We start from the raw sequence: 15,664 nt of genomic DNA, 5'->3' as shown, positions 1-15,664 counted from the left end.
GCCGCTTTATTCTCTAATCCACACCGATATCAAGGGCAGCAAACGCTGCCCTTTTTTGCATAAAAGTTTGCGCTGACGCAAACGGAAGTCGAATTTCCCCACCCTGCCCGTTGCCCACTTACACGCTTAAGCGATAATGGCGATATTGTCTGTTCGTCGAGAGTGTCTGTATGACTCAATCCACTTTGGCTATTTGGCTTGATGCCGCTCGGCCCAAGACCTTGCCCCTTGCCATTACCTCTATTTTATGTGGCAGCGCGGTCGCCGCCTCACAAGGGCGTCTTTCTTGGTCGATTAGCGCCATGGCCTTGGTCACCGCGTTATTACTGCAGATCTTGTCTAACCTCGCCAATGATTATGGCGATGCGGTGAAAGGGACAGATAACGCCGCGCGCCTAGGCCCGATGCGCGCTATTCAGTCAGGACACGTGAGTATCGCTACCATGCGGCGTGCGCTCATCCTCAACGTACTACTCACGCTCATTAGTGGTGGCAGTTTAATTGCCATTGCCTGCCAACAACCGACTGATATCGTCAGTTTTCTGCTACTCGGTGTCATGGCCATTGTGGCGGCCATTACCTACACCGTGGGCAATAAACCCTATGGCTATCGTGGGCTGGGGGATCTCTCCGTGTTGATGTTTTTCGGTTGGCTGGGTGTCGCTGGGACCTACTATTTACAAGTTGGACACATTGACTCGCTAGTTATCCTCCCCGCCACCGCATGCGGCTTACTCGCAGTGGGAGTGCTCAACATCAATAACCTACGCGACATTGATAACGATCGCGCCTGTGGCAAACATACGCTTGTGGTACGGTTAGGCCCACATCGAGGTCGCCAGTATCATGTGATTTTGCTTGCCAGTGCCGTGGTTTGCTATTCGCTGTTTGCCGCGCTCACCTTCCAAGCTTGGCTGGGATGGTTGTTTCTCGCCGGCGTTCCCTTATTGATTCGCCATGGCCGTGAAGTGTATCAAGCCGCAAGCGCCACCGCATTGCGTCCTATGATGGGAAACATGGTACGTTGTGCATTGGTCACCAATGGCCTTTTTATGACCGGTATGCTGTTAGTGTAATCAGGGCACAGATTGTCCCCTTTTGCATTGCAAAGCCTTATCGGCCCGTTATACTTGGACTAGCCTTGTTGGCAACCGCATGTTGTCAGCCTTTTTCTGCCTCAACAAGAAGTTAGACTATGGAATACAATACCTCGGAACTATGCGACATGTATCTTGAACAAGTGGATGTCGTGGAGCCAATGTTTAGCTCTTACGGGGGCCGCAGTGCGTTTGGTGGCCAGATTACAACCGTTAAATGCTTTGAGGATAATGGCCTTATCCGCGAGCTTGCTGAACAAGACGGTCAGCAACGAATCATGTTGATTGATGGCGGTGGCTCACTGCGCCGTGCGTTGATTGATGGCGAAATTGCACAGCTTGCTGCTGATAACGATTGGGCAGGTATGATTGTGTATGGCTGCGTCCGTGATGTTGACACCATTGATGAGATTGATATCGGTATTCAAGCACTGGCATCGATTCCGGTCGGCGCGGATGAACAAGGCACAGGGGAAACCGACGTTCCCGTCAACTTTGGCGGTGTGACTTTCCTCCCGGACGATCATGTCTATGCAGATACGACCGGCGTGATCCTCTCACCCGACGCGCTCACCATGGATAGCGTCGACGTTGATGACGAGGAAGACGACGACTAATACGTCGCCTCACGCGGATAGAAAAACAGAGCCAATCGGCTCTGTTTTTGTTTATTCGACGTTCTCAATCTTGCCCAGCAAGCTACGAATACGGTTTTGCCACGCTTCTTGCTCTTCACGCAGTTTGGCGTTTTCTTGCTCGAGGCTTTCACGGCTTTCTTTCACCGAGGCTGCATCACGCTCTAGCGCGTCATTCTTTTCTTTCAGCTCTTCGATTTCCATTTGCAGCAGCGAAATGGTATCCACCGCCATTTGTACTTTTGCTTCGAGTTGTTCTAATACTTCCAATGACATCAAGGCCACCTTATTTCTGACGATTGATCCCGTTACTACTGACATCAGCAGCAACCCGTGCAACGTGATTGTGCACCCCGCTGTTATTGTACCGAGCGCACGCTAGACTGCCACTGTTCTCGCGCCTTGCCAACGCACAAGTGCACAAAAATCCAGCATATTTGGTGTTATTCCTGATCCGGCTGACGTGTATTTCCACATATCCTCTGCTCACAGGCGTACGCAAACGTTTTCTATTTCTGGTAAACTGGCGCGCGCTCACTGGGCTGACCAGTTTTTGTGGCTTTTATCTTGGAGTACTCATGAAACGCGATCTCGCACTGGCTTTCTCTCGTGTCACCGAAGGCGCCGCCCTTGCCGGTTATAAATGGCTGGGCCGTGGCGATAAAAATGCAGCGGATGGTGCAGCCGTTGCCGTGATGCGTACCTTACTGAACCTCACCGAGATTGATGGTGAAATTGTGATTGGCGAGGGCGAAATAGACGACGCGCCGATGCTCTATATCGGTGAACAAGTCGGCTTGGGCGGCGACGCGGTCGATATTGCCGTCGATCCGATTGAAGGCACACGCATGACGGCCATGGGGCAAGCGAATGCCCTGGCGGTACTGGCCGCCGGCGAGAAAGGTAGCTTTTTAAAAGCGCCGGATATGTACATGGAAAAACTGGTAGTGGGACCGGGCGCCAAAGGTGCCATTGACCTGCACAAGCCCCTGCTCGAGAACTTAGAAAATATCGCCATCGCCCTAGGCAAAACCCTAGATACGCTGGTCGTCGCCACCTTGGCAAAGCCTCGTCATGACGCCATCATCGCCACTATGCAGCAACGCGGGATCCGAGTTTTCGCCTTTCCCGATGGCGACGTGGCCGCCTCAATTCTTACCTGCATGCCTGAAAGCGAAGTAGATGTGATGGTCGGCATTGGCGGTGCGCCGGAAGGTGTGGTGTCAGCCGCCGTTATTCGCGCCCTAGGCGGCGACATGCAAGGACGTTTGCTCCCTCGCCACGAAGTCAAAGACGATACCCCAGAGAACCGCGCTTTTGGTGAGCAAGAAATAGCCCGTTGCCAAGAAATGGGGATCCAAGCCCACCAAGTACTGACGTTGTCCGACATGGCGAGCAGCGATAACGTTGTCTTTGCCGCCACTGGGATCACCAAAGGGGACTTGCTAGATGGCATTAGCCGCCAAGGCGATCTGGCCACCACAGAAACCCTGGTGGTACGCGGTCAATGTCGTACCATACGCCGCATCCGCTCGACCCACTATTTAAGCCGTAAAGACGACGCCATCAAGCATCACATCTTATAACTCAGCGGGCAGCCAATGTGCTGCCCTGACTGGTCAAGTGGATTGATTTCGATTACCCTTTTGTAAACACTTTGCTTTATTTAGTTGTGTGCTGCTGGGCAGCGTATTGGGGTAATCACTATCACTACCATCAAGTCTACCGATCGCATTCTCGATACCCTTAAACGAGAAGGCAGTGTCAGCGCAAAAACCCTCGCGCAATCGCTGGGGATGACCACGATGGGCGTGCGCCAACACTTACAGAGCCTTGAGCGAGAAGGGCTGGTTGATTTCGAAGATGTGCGCGCCAAAGTGGGCCGCCCCACCCGCCACTGGTCGCTCACGGCCAGTGGTCATAGCCGTTTTGCAGACAGTCATAACGATCTGTCGATCACCTTGATTGACTCCGTCCAAGACGTGTTTGGCGAGCAGGGCGTCGAAAAAGTGATCGCGCAACGAGAAGCGCGAACCCTTGCGCAATATCAAGATGCACTAAAAGATTGCGATAATTTAGAGGCTAAATTGCAAACCTTGGCGTATCTTAGAGAGAGCGAGGGGTATATGGCCGAGCTCCAACAGGATGGCGCCGACTACATATTGATTGAACATCACTGCCCTATCTGCCACGCAGCCAAAACGTGTCCGGCGCTTTGCCGTTCAGAAATACAATTATTTCAACGCCTTTTAGGTAATGCTTACCGTATCGAGCGCGAAGAGCACATCGTGTCCGGGCAACGTCGCTGTACATATCGAATCGGAGAAAAGACGTGAGGAGGTAATATGGCCACTTGGATCAAGGCTGAAGTTGTGGAGAACCAACATTGGACGAAGGATCTCTTCAGCCTGGTGTTATCCGCCCCTATTGAACCCTTTACCGCCGGCCAGTTTACAAAACTGGGGATGGAGATCGACGGTAAACTCATTCAACGCGCCTACTCGTTTGTAAACCCTCCTCAAAGTAAGTATCACGAAGTCTATGCCACACGTGTCGCCGATGGACTCATGTCGCCGCGACTGCATGCGCTAGAGCCGGGTGAAACCGTGATGATCACCAAAGATCCCGCAGGCTACTTCACCTTGGATGAAGTGCCGCAAGGCCAACATTTGTGGATGCTCGCCACCGGTACCGCCATTGGTCCTTATCTGTCGATTATGGAGCAAGGGGATGTTTGGTCACGGTTTAGAAAGGTTATCTTGGTGCATGCGGTAAGATTCGCGGCGGATCTGACCTATCAAGCACGCATCAACGCACTACAAGAAAAATACCCCGATCAGTTAGTCGTGCAACCGTTCGTGAGTCGCGAGCCCACCGCGGGCGCCCTTTCTGGACGGATCACCCATGCGTTGGAAGATGGCTTGCTCGAACGTGTGGTTGGGCTGCCGCTTCAGCCGGACCATAGTCAAGTGATGCTGTGCGGGAACCCGGCGATGGTCAAAGAAGTGAAGAGCATTTTGGAAGGCAAAGGATTAAGCAAAAACCTACGCCGTAAGCCCGGTAACATTACCACCGAGCACTATTGGTAAGTCGTTGCGCCCCTTTGCTGGGGTGCATACGGTAACCCGTTGTATTTTTATAGTTAAAAATAAGCACTAAAAATCGGTCATTTTTCAGGGGATTGTTTGTGCCACAGTCTGCTTTCCCGTTCAGAGCGCCAAGTGGCTCAGACACCCTGAATTTGATCCCCCCACGCCCCCGACTCATAGTTATTCATACGCCTTGGTAATGCGGTCATCTGACCGACGGCGTATAAAGGAGTAACTTATGAAGACGCTACCTTCTTTTGATGAACTGGCCGCTTTGGCTCAGTCCGATCCAAAAGCTTTAGAAGCTTTGCGCCTCAAGATGAGTGAAGAAGTGATTGCCAATGCCTCACATGCCACGCAACCACAGCTCCACGCCATGCTAAGCCACATCAACCGCGTGATAGAACATGGCAAAAACCCACTGCACGTGAACGTCATGTTATTTCAAGCGCTGTCAAAGCAATACTCACGCTTTGCCACCGCCTTTGAATCACCCGAATCGCTACGTAGCCACAACGCTGAAATCATGGACTTTCGCGTCGGCCAAGCCGCGCGCCAAAGCGCACGCGCAAGCGAATAACGCCCAAATCGGCTCGGGTGGAACGTCCACCCGTTACCGCCTTACCATCGGTTAAACCACAGCTGACGCGACCCGCTTGCTGTAGCTTTTGGTTTCCATATCACGAATTTCAACCGTCAAACTGCTCACGTGACTAGCATGGCGGGATAACACGTCAACCAGCGCTTGGCTAATGGCTTGCTTTTGCGCCACAGTTCGCCCATCGAGCAAGCGAAATTCGACATGAATAAAATCGCCACGGTCGGCTTGTTCTCCAACCCGCCATACGCCGCAGGGCACGGCTCGCGACTTTAGCGCCGCCGGCTCAAACACCTCACTGGCGATGGCAGCTTGATGTAAGGCCTCTACCACCTGATCGATGTTCACTCGTTCAGAAACCGATTCTGTGTATTCCATGATTAAATGCGGCATCACACACTCCTTGTTATTGAGAAAGGCTATGGTGCCGGATTTTTCACCACCACTCTAGCGAGACCATCACAGTTCACTGGCCAGACGTGCCACAAAATGATGAAAATTTACTACTTAGCGGTTCACTTTTGCCAATAAAACGCGTAAAAACGAAGGCATTCTCGCCATTCTATGATTTTAAACAGAGAAGGCCGCGCTACAATAGACTACCTTCTTTACATCTTTTGACTTCAAATCAACTAAACCGCGGAGGAATTCCTATGCGCCGTCCATTGGTAATGGGTAACTGGAAACTCAATGGCAGCAAAGCCATGGTCACTGAACTGCTAAACGGCCTGAACGCTGAACTTAAAGGCGTGGAAGGTGTAGACGTTGCTGTTGCGCCACCGGTCATGTATTTGGCACAAGCCGAACAACTGCTGGCAGACAGCGCCATTAAGCTTGGTGCGCAAAACGTCGACACGCACAACAGCGGCGCATTCACCGGTGATATCTCTGCAGAGATGCTGAAAGACTTTGGTGCCACCCATATTATTATCGGCCACTCAGAGCGTCGTGAATATCACCAAGAATCTGACGAATTTGTCGCGCAGAAATTCGCTTTCTTGAAAGAAAATGGCCTCACGCCAGTACTTTGTATCGGTGAGTCCGAAGCACAAAACGAAGCGGGCGAAACCCTTGCTGTCTGTGCACGTCAGCTTGACGCAGTGATCCAATCACAAGGTGTTGAAGCGCTGAACGGTGCGATCATTGCCTATGAACCTATTTGGGCGATCGGTACTGGTAAAGCTGCGACGGCAGAACAGGCTCAAGAAATCCACGCGGCCATTCGTAAGCACATTGCGTCTTACAGCGAAGACGTCGCAAGCAAGGTTGTGATTCAGTACGGCGGTTCAGTAAAAGCAGGAAATGCTGCAGAGCTATTCGCGATGCCGGATATCGACGGCGCGCTAGTTGGCGGTGCCGCGCTTGACGCAGCGGGCTTTGCCGCTATCGCTAAAGCAGCGGCTGACGCGAAAAAAGCGTAAGCGACTGACGCTAAACATCTAACAAAACGTCCCCAACCTGGGGACGTTTTTTATTGTGCGCCGGCAAATCCTAATTGCCGCCAAGCTTCATAGCCAATAATGGCCACGGCATTAGACAGGTTTAGGCTACGTGCCTCTGGCTGCATGGGAATGCGCAACCGCTGCGCGTCTGGCAATGCTTGGATCAACGCATCAGGCAAGCCGCGCGTTTCTGGCCCAAACAACAACACATCACCGTCCGCAAACGTCGCCTCAGTGTGGAACTGGGTGGCTTTGGTGGTACACGCAAAGATCCGACGACCCGCCATCGCGCTTGCAAACGCCGCATAGTCTTTATGACGTGTCACTCGAGCAAGATCGTGATAATCCAGTCCCGCACGACGGACTTTCTTTTCCTCCAGATCAAAGCCAAGCGGCTCAATCAAATGCAAGTTCGCACCACAGTTGGCACAAAGACGAATGATATTCCCCGTATTGGGGGCAATTTCAGGCTCGTAAAGCGCTATATCAAACATGAGAGTTCATTACCAAAGTAAGCAAGGCAGGTATTGTCGCAACCGTTGGTAGATTGCGCAATATTAACCACTCGGCCATTGCAAGCGCACCACGAGTCCACCTTGTGGATGGTTCGCGGCACTGACTTGGCCACCATGTTGCTGTACGGCTTGTGCAGTAATCGCCAGCCCCAGCCCAGTCCCGCCCGCTTGACGGTCTCGCGCGGCAGACACGCGATAAAAGGGGCGGAAAATATCAGTCAGCATTGTCTCAGGAACGCCGGGGCCATCGTCCTGAATCTCAATATTTAACCCCGCTTGCTCGCTCATAACCGATAGGCAGACATGTTTATTGGCGTAGCGAATCGCATTACGCAGCACATTGTCGAGCGCACTGCGGGCTAAGCGCACATTGACGGTTAATGCGACATCAGGAAAGGGAGTCGCCTCGATCTGCTTACCCTGCTGCCCCGCTTCAAATTGGGCATCGTCAACAACCGATTGCCAGAGTACTTGAGCATTGATGGATTCGCGTTCAAGGTGTCCTTGCGATTGCAGTCGTGACAAGGTGAGTAGCTCGCTGATCAAGGCTTCCAATTGGCTCGCTTCCCGTTCAATCCGCGCTAATACTTCGCTATCGCCCAATTCACGCGCGGCCAAGGCGCGTGCCATTTGTAATCGGGTCAAGGGTGAGCGCAACTCATGGGAAATATCCGACACCAGTTGTTGCTGCCCAGTCACCATCTGATTGAGCGCGGTCACCATTTGGTTAAAGCCTCGACCTGCGTCGCGAAACTCTTTGGGGCCTTGCTCAAGGGTAGGATCAATCACCAACTGCCCCTTGGCAACCCGCTGACTCGCTGTTTGAAACCGCCGCGCGGGACGCGTCAAGGTATATGCCAACCAGAGCAACAAAGGCGTACTGACCAACATTGTCACCACTAATAAGTGCTGTGGTTTTTCCAAAATTTTAAGCACAAACGGCAGCTTGGGTTGCCAACGCCGAGCATGATAAAAGGTTCCGGCTTCACGCGCGGTAGTGACGGGGAAGGGGCCGGCCAACATATTGCGGTGATAAAGGCGCTGCATCGGCGCGTCGATGTCGGTGGTTTGCGATATAAAATGACGTAATTCGCGTGGCAAAGATCCTAATGTCGCGCTATCAGGCACCCAATATAACTTATAGGGCGTGCGACGATGACCGCGATGTTGATTCTGACGTGCAACCATCACCGCAATTGGAATATCACGCTGTTGTGAGATTGCTACCAATTGTTCCAGTTGGGCTTGGATACGGGCTTTTTCCGGCGAGGGAATGGTATGCAAGCTACGCGGATCCTCTCGCTGTGCCCAGATAACCGCCGCCAACACCGCCAGCAGCGTCAGCCAGAAAATGATAAAAACCCGACCATATAAGCTTCCGAGAAAGGGCACCCGTGACCAGCGCTCGGCGAGCTGGCGACGCCAGAGACCTAGTCGACCCATAGATAGCCCTTACCTCTTAGAGTTTTAATCCTAGGTTTGCCATCAAGGCGCTCTGGCAGCTTCTTACGCAAATTGGAAATATGCACATCGACTGCACGGTCAAAGGGCATGAGTCGCTTTCCTAGCACCTGCTCACTTAACAAGGCTTTACTTACCACTTCACCGGGGTGATGAAGCAAACAGGCCAACATTTCGGTTTCCATACCGGTCAACGCCACGGGTTTATCTTGGCACAACGTCTCTAATCGACGCGGGTACACTCGCACATCATGATGGGCCAGTACCGGCTCATCTTCAGGCGGTGCCGACTCTGCGCTTACGACCTGCGTTCGGCGCAAAATGGCCCGCATTCGCGCCAGCAGTTCGCGATCGCTAAAGGGTTTGGCCAAATAGTCATCCGCCCCCAGCTCGAGCCCCATCACTCGGTCTACTTCTTCTCCTCGCGCCGTGAGCATCAAGATCGCGACGTTGGATGTGGCGCGCAGCTGACGTAAGGTTTCCATGCCGTTCAAAACCGGCATCATCACATCAAGTAAAATAATGTCAGGGGGCGAGGCACTCGCCATCTCAAGGCCAGCTTGGCCATTATCCGCACAACGCACCGAAAATCCCTCCAGAGAGAGCAGCTCACTGAGTAAATCCGTCAGTGCGGTATCATCATCGATGATCAAAACCTCTTGCATGGCAATCAGACTCTCTGCCCATTATCAATTAGCCGTAGTTCTATCATAGCTACGCCCGCGGATGAGTGACTTTACCCATCTTTACACCGAATAACGTGACTTTACATCCCAGCCCGTAAGCTAAACAGGTAACCACTCACCACTGGAGAAAAATAATGAAACGTTTCACTATCGGCCTGGCAATAGCCGCCATTGCCCTGCCCACCCTCGCCGCTCCCCACTTTGGTGATGGCATGGACCGCGGGATGTGGCGAGATCTGGATTTAACCGAGGCTCAACAAACTCAACTCCAAGCACTGCGTGATGAGTACCGCACTCAACGTCAGCAGGCACGCGGCGACTTTCAAGCCAAGATGAAAACCTTACTGACCCAAGACACCTTTGATGAGCAAGCGGTGCGCGATTTATTGTCGGCTCAGCCACAGCCGAATATTGAACGCCGCGTGGCCCATGCACGTCATCAACACGCGATGATGCAGGTGCTCACCCCAGAGCAGCAAACTGCGTTCTTTGACGCCATGCATAAAAAGCATGATAAACAAGGCAAAGGGCAGCGTCGTCATCACGGTAAAAAAGGCGATTGTTCACGTTAAACCTGCGCCGTGTCATACCTTTGCCGTGAATGAGATATATACTGAGGGCAGACTTGATTAACCTTCTGCCCTCGGTATGACAAAAAAGTATGCCTTCTGGGTTGAGGCCGCTGCTTGGGCCGCAACCTGCGTCGCCACCCTATTGCTGATCGCCAAGCTGATTGCTTGGTGGCTGACCGGCTCGGTCAGTGTGCTCGCCTCCTTCGTGGACTCGCTACTCGACTTGCTTGCCTCATTAACCAACTTAGTCGTGGTGCGTTATGCCGTGCAACCGGCTGACAATGAACACAGCTTTGGCCATGGTAAGGCTGAGTCATTAGCCGCCTTAGCTCAATCAACCTTTATTGTCGGTTCGGCCTCGTTTTTGCTGCTCAGTGGGCTTGAACGTTTGTTCAAGCCTGTACCCATTGCAGCCCCTGAACTCGGGGTAGCCGTGAGTGTGGGGGCCACGCTCGTGACTTTGGGGTTGGTGCTATTTCAAAAGTGGGTGATCCGTAAAACCGCGAGCCCCGCGATTCGTGCCGATGCGCTGCACTATCAGTCAGATTTGCTGATGAATGTGGCGATTATTGTTGCACTGGTCCTCAGTTGGTATGGGTGGACACAAGCCGACGCCTGGTTCGCGATTGGGATCAGTGGCTTTATTTTGTGGCAAGCAATCAAAATGGCCTACGAGGCAGTCCAGTCGTTACTCGACCGGCAAATTCCGCTTGATGATCAAGAACGCATCGCCGTGCTTTCAAGCTCTGTGGCGGGTGTGCGGGGCATCCACCAGCTGCGTACACGCCAAGCTGGGATGACAACGTTTATCCAACTGCACATTGAGCTGGATGACGAGCTACCCTTAGTAGATGCACATACGATTGCCGATGAAGTGGAAGACCGGTTGCTCATTGCATTTCCCGGCGCGGACATCATGATCCACCAAGATCCCGTATCCGTGGTGGACAAAGAGCGCGCACAATTCTCATCATCGGCAGTGAACAAAAGCCCACAGGGCTGACATGTATCAACTTTTTAGCGACAGTAATTGTAATACTATTACAGAAGTAGGAAAATTACAGTTTAAGCAATAGTCATTGCGGGTACACTGGGGCAAGTAGGTTGCCATTACCGCAATCGGCGCGAAATAAGTGACCAAAAGTCAGAGGGTAACCATGGTTAGAAAAATTGGTGTTTTGACCAGTGGCGGCGATGCGCCGGGCATGAATGCAGCGATTCGTGGAGTGGTACGTAGCGCACTCACCGAAGGACTCGAAGTTTACGGCATCTATGATGGCTTTCTCGGTTTACACCAAAACCGAATTGAGCGTCTTAACCGCACCAGTGTTTCCGACGTAATTAACCGCGGCGGTACGTTTTTAGGCTCAGCCCGCTTCCCGGAGTTCGCGGACGAGAAAGTACGTGAACAAGCGATCCAAAACCTCAAGATGCACGGTATTGATGCACTGGTGGTAATTGGTGGCGACGGCTCATTCATGGGCGCCAAGAAGCTTACTGAAATGGGCTATCCTTGTATCGGCCTACCCGGCACCATTGACAACGATGTAGCCGGTACTGACTACACCATCGGTTACATGACCGCCTTGAACACCGTTATCGATGCGATTGACCGTCTGCGCGATACCTCATCCTCTCACCAACGTATCTCGATTGTCGAAGTGATGGGCCGCCATTGTGGTGATCTCACCTTGATGGCATCCGTTGCGGGTGGCTGCGAATACATCATTACCCCAGAGACTGGCTTGGATAAAGACAAACTGCTGTCGAAAATCAAAGAAGGGATCTACAAGGGTAAGAAACACGCCATTGTCGCTATCACAGAATTGATGACCGACGTAAACGAACTGGCGAAGTTTATCGAGACCGAAACCGGCCGCGAGACCCGTGCAACCATCTTGGGCCACATCCAGCGTGGCGGCCAACCGGGTGCTTTTGACCGTATTTTGGCATCCCGCATGGGTGCATATGCCGTCGATCTTCTCCAGCAAGGTGAAGGTGGCCGTTGTGTGGGTATTCAGAACGATAAAATGGTGCATCACGACATCATCGACGCTATTGAAAACATGAAGCGTCCATTCCGCCAAGATTTGTACGAAGTAGCAGAAAAGCTGTTTTAATCTCGTTCAATATGCGAACAAAAACGGAGCCAGTGGCTCCGTTTTTTTATCGGCTAGATTAGATCCCATCACCAGAGATAAAGGTTTTATGCGAGCCGTTGAATTCTTGGTCCATATCCAAAGACGGCATATGCGAGCTGGGTCGGCCCACAATTTTCGCCGGCACACCGGCCACGGTGGTATGGGGCGGAACAGGGTTGAGCACCACAGAGCAGGAGCCGATTTTCGCGCCTTCGCCAATATCGATATTGCCTAAAATCTTCGCCCCTGCGCCAATCATCACCCCTGTGCGGACTTTTGGATGGCGATCGCCACCTTCTTTACCAGTACCGCCCAAGGTCACGTCTTGTAGGATAGAGACATCGTCTTCAATCACCGCGGTTTCGCCGATCACAATGCCGGTGGCATGGTCAAACATAATGCCACGCCCGATACAGGCTGCAGGGTGCACATCAACTTGACATGTCACCGAGATTTGGTTTTGAAGATAGGTGGCGAGCTCCTTACGGCCCTGACGCCATAACCAATTCGCGACGCGAAAGCCTTGCAACGCATGAAAACCTTTTAGGTATAAAAGTGGCGTTGAATATAGCTCCACCGCGGGATCACGCTCTACCGTGGCACAAATATCGCAGGCGGCTGACTCCGTCACGCAAGCATCATTGGCATAGACTTCTTCGATGACCTCTCGCACCGCCATCGACGGCATCGACGGGGTCGATAGCTTGTTCGCCAAAATATAACTTAACGCACTGGCAAGGTTGTCGTGCTTGATAATGGTGGCATGGTAAAAACTCGCCAACATCGGCTCGCGTTCAGCATGCTCGCGCGCTTCCTTTTTCACCGCTTGCCATACGCGGTGTTGCTGGCATTCTTTTCTGGCCTTATTCACTGCCTTCGTCCTTACAAAAATGACCTACAACCAGGACGTATACACGTCCAGTGCCACTGCCAGTGTATAAAAAAAACGCGCGGTTCTCACCCCGCGCGTTTTAGTTTGCACTCGCTGGGCGATTATTCCGACTTTTTCTCTCGTGCGAGCAAGTCTTTTGCCGCTTGCTGGGCCGCTTTACCTTGGTAAAGGACTTGATAGATTTGCTCGACAATCGGCATTTCCACGCCTGCGCGTTGCGCTAGCGCCCACACTTCTTTAGTGTTGCGGTAGCCTTCAACCACTTGACCAATCTTATCTTGCGCGTCTTGAACGCCCTCGCCCTGCCCGAGCGCTAAGCCAAAGCGACGATTTCGAGATTGGTTGTCGGTACAGGTGAGCACCAAGTCACCGAGCCCAGCCATACCCATAAAGGTATCGCGTGACGCACCCAGCGCCTCCCCCAAGCGTGTCATTTCAGCAAGCCCTCGGGTGATCAGTGCGGTGCGCGCATTGGCGCCAAAGCCAATCCCATCGGAGATACCTGCGCCAATCGCAATCACATTCTTCACCGCACCGCCAAGCTGCATACCGATGAAGTCGTGGTTACCATAAACGCGAAAGCTGTGCTGACAGTGAATGGTGTCTTGTAACTCACTCACAAATGTCGCATCCGGAGAAGCCACCGAAATCGCGGTAGGCAAACCCGCCGCCAGCTCTTTGGCGAAGGTAGGGCCCGACAAGACCGCAAGCGGGATGTTGTCGCCCAGTTGCGCTTCACCTTACCTAACACATCACCAAAGACGTGGCTGGGTACCACAACTAACAAATCGCGGCTGGCATTCACTGCCACCGCTAAGTCAGCACACAAGATCAATGAGTCCGGAAACGCGATATCAGGCAAAAACGCCTGATTGGCACGGTCCGTTTCGAGCTGCGCGATATGCAGGGGATCATGGCCCCACAACACGACATTGGCACCGTTTCTGGCGAGTGAAATCGCCAGTGCTGTGCCGTAAGAGCCTGCGCCTAGTACGGTGATTGCAGCGTCTTGTGTCGGTGCCAACGTGGTCATGGCCAATCCTTACGCTTGCGCGTCTTCGGTTTTTTGCTCGTCAGCTTGCTGTTGCAGATAGTTCATGAACAGCGCATCAAAGTTAACAGGAGCAAGGTTCAATTGCGGGAAGGTGCCTTTGACGACCAAGCTTGAAATGGTTTCACGGGCATACGGGAAAAGAATGTTCGGGCAGAATGCACCCAAGCAGTGTGCCAATTGTGGCGCTTCCATGCCAGTCACTGAGAAAATACCGCCTTGCTGCACTTCACAAAGGAAGGCATTGCTGTCTTGGTTTTTCACTGTCACCGTGAGGCGCAGAACCACTTCATAAATGCCTTCGCCTAGCTCACGGCTTTGCGTGTCGAGATCCAAGTTAACGTCTGGCGCCCAATCTTGTTGGAACACTTCCGGAGAGTTTGGCGCTTCGAAAGACACATCTTTCAAAAACACACGTTGGATAGCGAAATTTTGCTCGGCTTGTTGATTGGTTTCTGCTTCAGCCATGATGGTTAATCCTTACTTTAAATTGGCTCAATGTGCCCAGCACATTAAAAAAAGCGAGCCGCCGCGTCATGCGACCGCTCGATATTTGAGTTGATGATCACTTTTTCTTCTTGGTTTTGCCCTTGCTGCTTTTGGCGCGAACCAGTGGCATATTGGCATCATTCCAAGAGGTGAGACCATCTTTAAGTACATACACAGTGTCAAACCCAGCTTTGACTAGCTGGTTTGCGCTTTCTGCCGCCGTTTGACCTGTTTTACATACCACAATGATGGGGGCATTTTTGTGTTTTTCAAGCTCACCCAGTGAGTTCGATTTGATTTCACTCGGCAAGAGGTTGATCGCACCAGTGATGTGGCCAGCACGGTACTCATCACGACTACGGATATCGACAAACACACCGTTTTCACGGTTGGTAATAATCGCCGCTTGGTTCGGCGCAACCACTTTGTATGCCGCGGTTTTCTGCTTAATTAAGGACATTAGCAGTGCTGCGGCTAAACCTACCCATGCCAAAGTGAGGAGCATGTTGTTGGAGACGAAATCGATATATTCCTGCATAATCTTTGCTCTATACTGCTTGCTGACTCGCGTCGCGAGAATCCATCAAGGGGTGAAAAATGGTGTCGAGTATAACTTGCTCGCCATGGTTTTACAGCCTGTCCGCGTAAATCCGCGCGCTCGCTCACTTGCCAGATGACTAGCACGGTTTTCCCCACCCGCTCAATAACTTGAAAAGAAAGAAGGTTTCACCAATAGCAGAAATCGAGCAAAGCCATTCGCAAGCCGGCTGGATCTTCGCCATAATGAGGGGACTCAAGGGGCATTGGCAAGCCTAACGGTCAACTTGTCAGCAGGGATAATTGATCTTAGCCTACATATCGCGGCGTAAAATGTAGTAAAATTACGCTCATTCAATAACCATTGAGTCATGCTGCTGCTCAGCTCGGGTCGGCATCAAGCCTCAGTGGTTGTCTTATGGCAGCCAATGTCAGTCTTTAGCTTGAATTGAGAGGACG

Annotated in this window: 18 protein-coding genes and 1 pseudogene; 10 read left to right on the top strand and 9 right to left on the bottom strand. The window is 52.2% G+C overall.

Annotated elements, in window-relative coordinates; all coding sequences use genetic code 11:
• Nucleotides 1-170 precede the first annotated feature (170 nt).
• A complete protein-coding gene (locus BZJ17_RS04300; RefSeq protein ID WP_069590837.1) occupies nucleotides 171-1,076 on the top strand; it encodes a 1,4-dihydroxy-2-naphthoate polyprenyltransferase in 906 nt (301 codons plus the stop codon).
• Between the two features lie 119 nt (nucleotides 1,077-1,195).
• Nucleotides 1,196-1,714, top strand: coding sequence for a ribonuclease E activity regulator RraA (gene rraA, locus BZJ17_RS04295; protein WP_069590839.1), 519 nt, complete (start codon nucleotides 1,196-1,198; stop codon nucleotides 1,712-1,714).
• Nucleotides 1,715-1,765: 51 nt separating this feature from the next.
• Here the strand turns inward: rraA and zapB are convergent, their stop codons facing one another.
• Nucleotides 1,766-2,008, bottom strand: coding sequence for a cell division protein ZapB (gene zapB / locus BZJ17_RS04290; RefSeq protein ID WP_069590841.1), 243 nt, complete (start codon nucleotides 2,006-2,008; stop codon nucleotides 1,766-1,768).
• A gap of 302 nt (nucleotides 2,009-2,310) precedes the next feature.
• Here zapB and glpX point away from each other — a divergent pair, with 302 nt between their 5' ends.
• From glpX to BZJ17_RS04270, 4 genes are all read left to right on the top strand, one after another.
• The gene (gene glpX / locus BZJ17_RS04285; protein ID WP_077639873.1) at nucleotides 2,311-3,318 is read left to right on the top strand and encodes a class II fructose-bisphosphatase; all 1,008 of its coding nucleotides are present in this window, start codon (nucleotides 2,311-2,313) and stop codon (nucleotides 3,316-3,318) included.
• Between the two features lie 129 nt (nucleotides 3,319-3,447).
• Entirely contained in the window at nucleotides 3,448-4,068 is a 621-nt protein-coding gene (locus BZJ17_RS04280; RefSeq protein ID WP_077455151.1) for a metalloregulator ArsR/SmtB family transcription factor, read from the top strand.
• Between the two features lie 9 nt (nucleotides 4,069-4,077).
• Entirely contained in the window at nucleotides 4,078-4,821 is a 744-nt protein-coding gene (locus BZJ17_RS04275; protein WP_069590846.1) for a ferredoxin--NADP reductase, read from the top strand.
• Between the two features lie 238 nt (nucleotides 4,822-5,059).
• A complete protein-coding gene (locus tag BZJ17_RS04270; protein WP_069590849.1) occupies nucleotides 5,060-5,401 on the top strand; it encodes a DUF3135 domain-containing protein in 342 nt (113 codons plus the stop codon).
• A 51-nt stretch (nucleotides 5,402-5,452) separates the two neighbouring features.
• Here BZJ17_RS04270 and BZJ17_RS04265 read toward each other — a convergent pair whose 3' ends face one another.
• Nucleotides 5,453-5,812 (bottom strand): 5-carboxymethyl-2-hydroxymuconate Delta-isomerase, encoded by a 360-nt coding sequence (locus tag BZJ17_RS04265; protein WP_069590851.1) that lies wholly within the window; start codon nucleotides 5,810-5,812, stop codon nucleotides 5,453-5,455.
• A 260-nt stretch (nucleotides 5,813-6,072) separates the two neighbouring features.
• On the opposite strand from BZJ17_RS04265, the gene tpiA reads away from it, so the two are divergent.
• On the top strand, nucleotides 6,073-6,840 hold the full coding sequence (tpiA, locus tag BZJ17_RS04260; RefSeq protein WP_069590852.1) for a triose-phosphate isomerase: 768 nt from the start codon (nucleotides 6,073-6,075) through the stop codon (nucleotides 6,838-6,840).
• Nucleotides 6,841-6,890: 50 nt separating this feature from the next.
• Here the strand turns inward: tpiA and BZJ17_RS04255 are convergent, their stop codons facing one another.
• From BZJ17_RS04255 to BZJ17_RS04245, 3 genes are all read right to left on the bottom strand, one after another.
• Nucleotides 6,891-7,355, bottom strand: a complete 465-nt coding sequence (locus BZJ17_RS04255; protein ID WP_069590854.1) for a tRNA (cytidine(34)-2'-O)-methyltransferase — start codon at nucleotides 7,353-7,355, stop codon at nucleotides 6,891-6,893.
• A gap of 63 nt (nucleotides 7,356-7,418) precedes the next feature.
• Nucleotides 7,419-8,819 carry an envelope stress sensor histidine kinase CpxA gene (gene cpxA / locus BZJ17_RS04250; RefSeq protein WP_077639872.1) on the bottom strand — a complete coding sequence of 467 codons (1,401 nt, stop codon included), beginning with the start codon at nucleotides 8,817-8,819 and terminating at the stop codon, nucleotides 7,419-7,421.
• Nucleotides 8,807-9,502, bottom strand: coding sequence for a response regulator (locus tag BZJ17_RS04245; RefSeq protein ID WP_069590857.1), 696 nt, complete (start codon nucleotides 9,500-9,502; stop codon nucleotides 8,807-8,809). Before BZJ17_RS04245 ends, cpxA begins: the two co-directional genes overlap by 13 nt.
• 155 nt (nucleotides 9,503-9,657) lie before the next feature.
• Here BZJ17_RS04245 and BZJ17_RS04240 point away from each other — a divergent pair, with 155 nt between their 5' ends.
• The 3 genes from BZJ17_RS04240 to pfkA all read left to right on the top strand — a co-directional run bounded on the left by BZJ17_RS04240 (nucleotide 9,658) and on the right by pfkA (nucleotide 12,215).
• Nucleotides 9,658-10,095, top strand: a complete 438-nt coding sequence (locus BZJ17_RS04240) for a Spy/CpxP family protein refolding chaperone (protein ID WP_077639871.1) — start codon at nucleotides 9,658-9,660, stop codon at nucleotides 10,093-10,095.
• 76 nt (nucleotides 10,096-10,171) lie between these two features.
• Nucleotides 10,172-11,098 carry a CDF family cation-efflux transporter FieF gene (gene fieF / locus BZJ17_RS04235; protein ID WP_077639870.1) on the top strand — a complete coding sequence of 309 codons (927 nt, stop codon included), beginning with the start codon at nucleotides 10,172-10,174 and terminating at the stop codon, nucleotides 11,096-11,098.
• A gap of 154 nt (nucleotides 11,099-11,252) precedes the next feature.
• A complete protein-coding gene (gene pfkA, locus BZJ17_RS04230; protein ID WP_069590862.1) occupies nucleotides 11,253-12,215 on the top strand; it encodes a 6-phosphofructokinase in 963 nt (320 codons plus the stop codon).
• A gap of 58 nt (nucleotides 12,216-12,273) precedes the next feature.
• Here pfkA and cysE read toward each other — a convergent pair whose 3' ends face one another.
• The 4 genes and pseudogenes from cysE to BZJ17_RS04210 all read right to left on the bottom strand — a co-directional run bounded on the left by cysE (nucleotide 12,274) and on the right by BZJ17_RS04210 (nucleotide 15,206).
• Entirely contained in the window at nucleotides 12,274-13,107 is an 834-nt protein-coding gene (gene cysE, locus BZJ17_RS04225) for a serine O-acetyltransferase (RefSeq protein ID WP_069590864.1), read from the bottom strand.
• Nucleotides 13,108-13,229: 122 nt separating this feature from the next.
• Nucleotides 13,230-14,161, bottom strand: a pseudogene (locus BZJ17_RS04220) (NAD(P)H-dependent glycerol-3-phosphate dehydrogenase).
• Nucleotides 14,162-14,170: 9 nt separating this feature from the next.
• Nucleotides 14,171-14,647, bottom strand: a complete 477-nt coding sequence (secB, locus tag BZJ17_RS04215; RefSeq protein ID WP_069590868.1) for a protein-export chaperone SecB — start codon at nucleotides 14,645-14,647, stop codon at nucleotides 14,171-14,173.
• Between the two features lie 97 nt (nucleotides 14,648-14,744).
• A complete protein-coding gene (locus BZJ17_RS04210) occupies nucleotides 14,745-15,206 on the bottom strand; it encodes a rhodanese-like domain-containing protein (protein WP_069590870.1) in 462 nt (153 codons plus the stop codon).
• Nucleotides 15,207-15,664: the final 458 nt, after the last annotated feature.

This window comes from Salinivibrio sp. IB574 (genome assembly GCF_001996205.1).
Lineage (GTDB): Bacteria > Pseudomonadota > Gammaproteobacteria > Enterobacterales > Vibrionaceae > Salinivibrio > Salinivibrio proteolyticus.
This window is presented reverse-complemented; position numbering and strand designations above follow the sequence as displayed.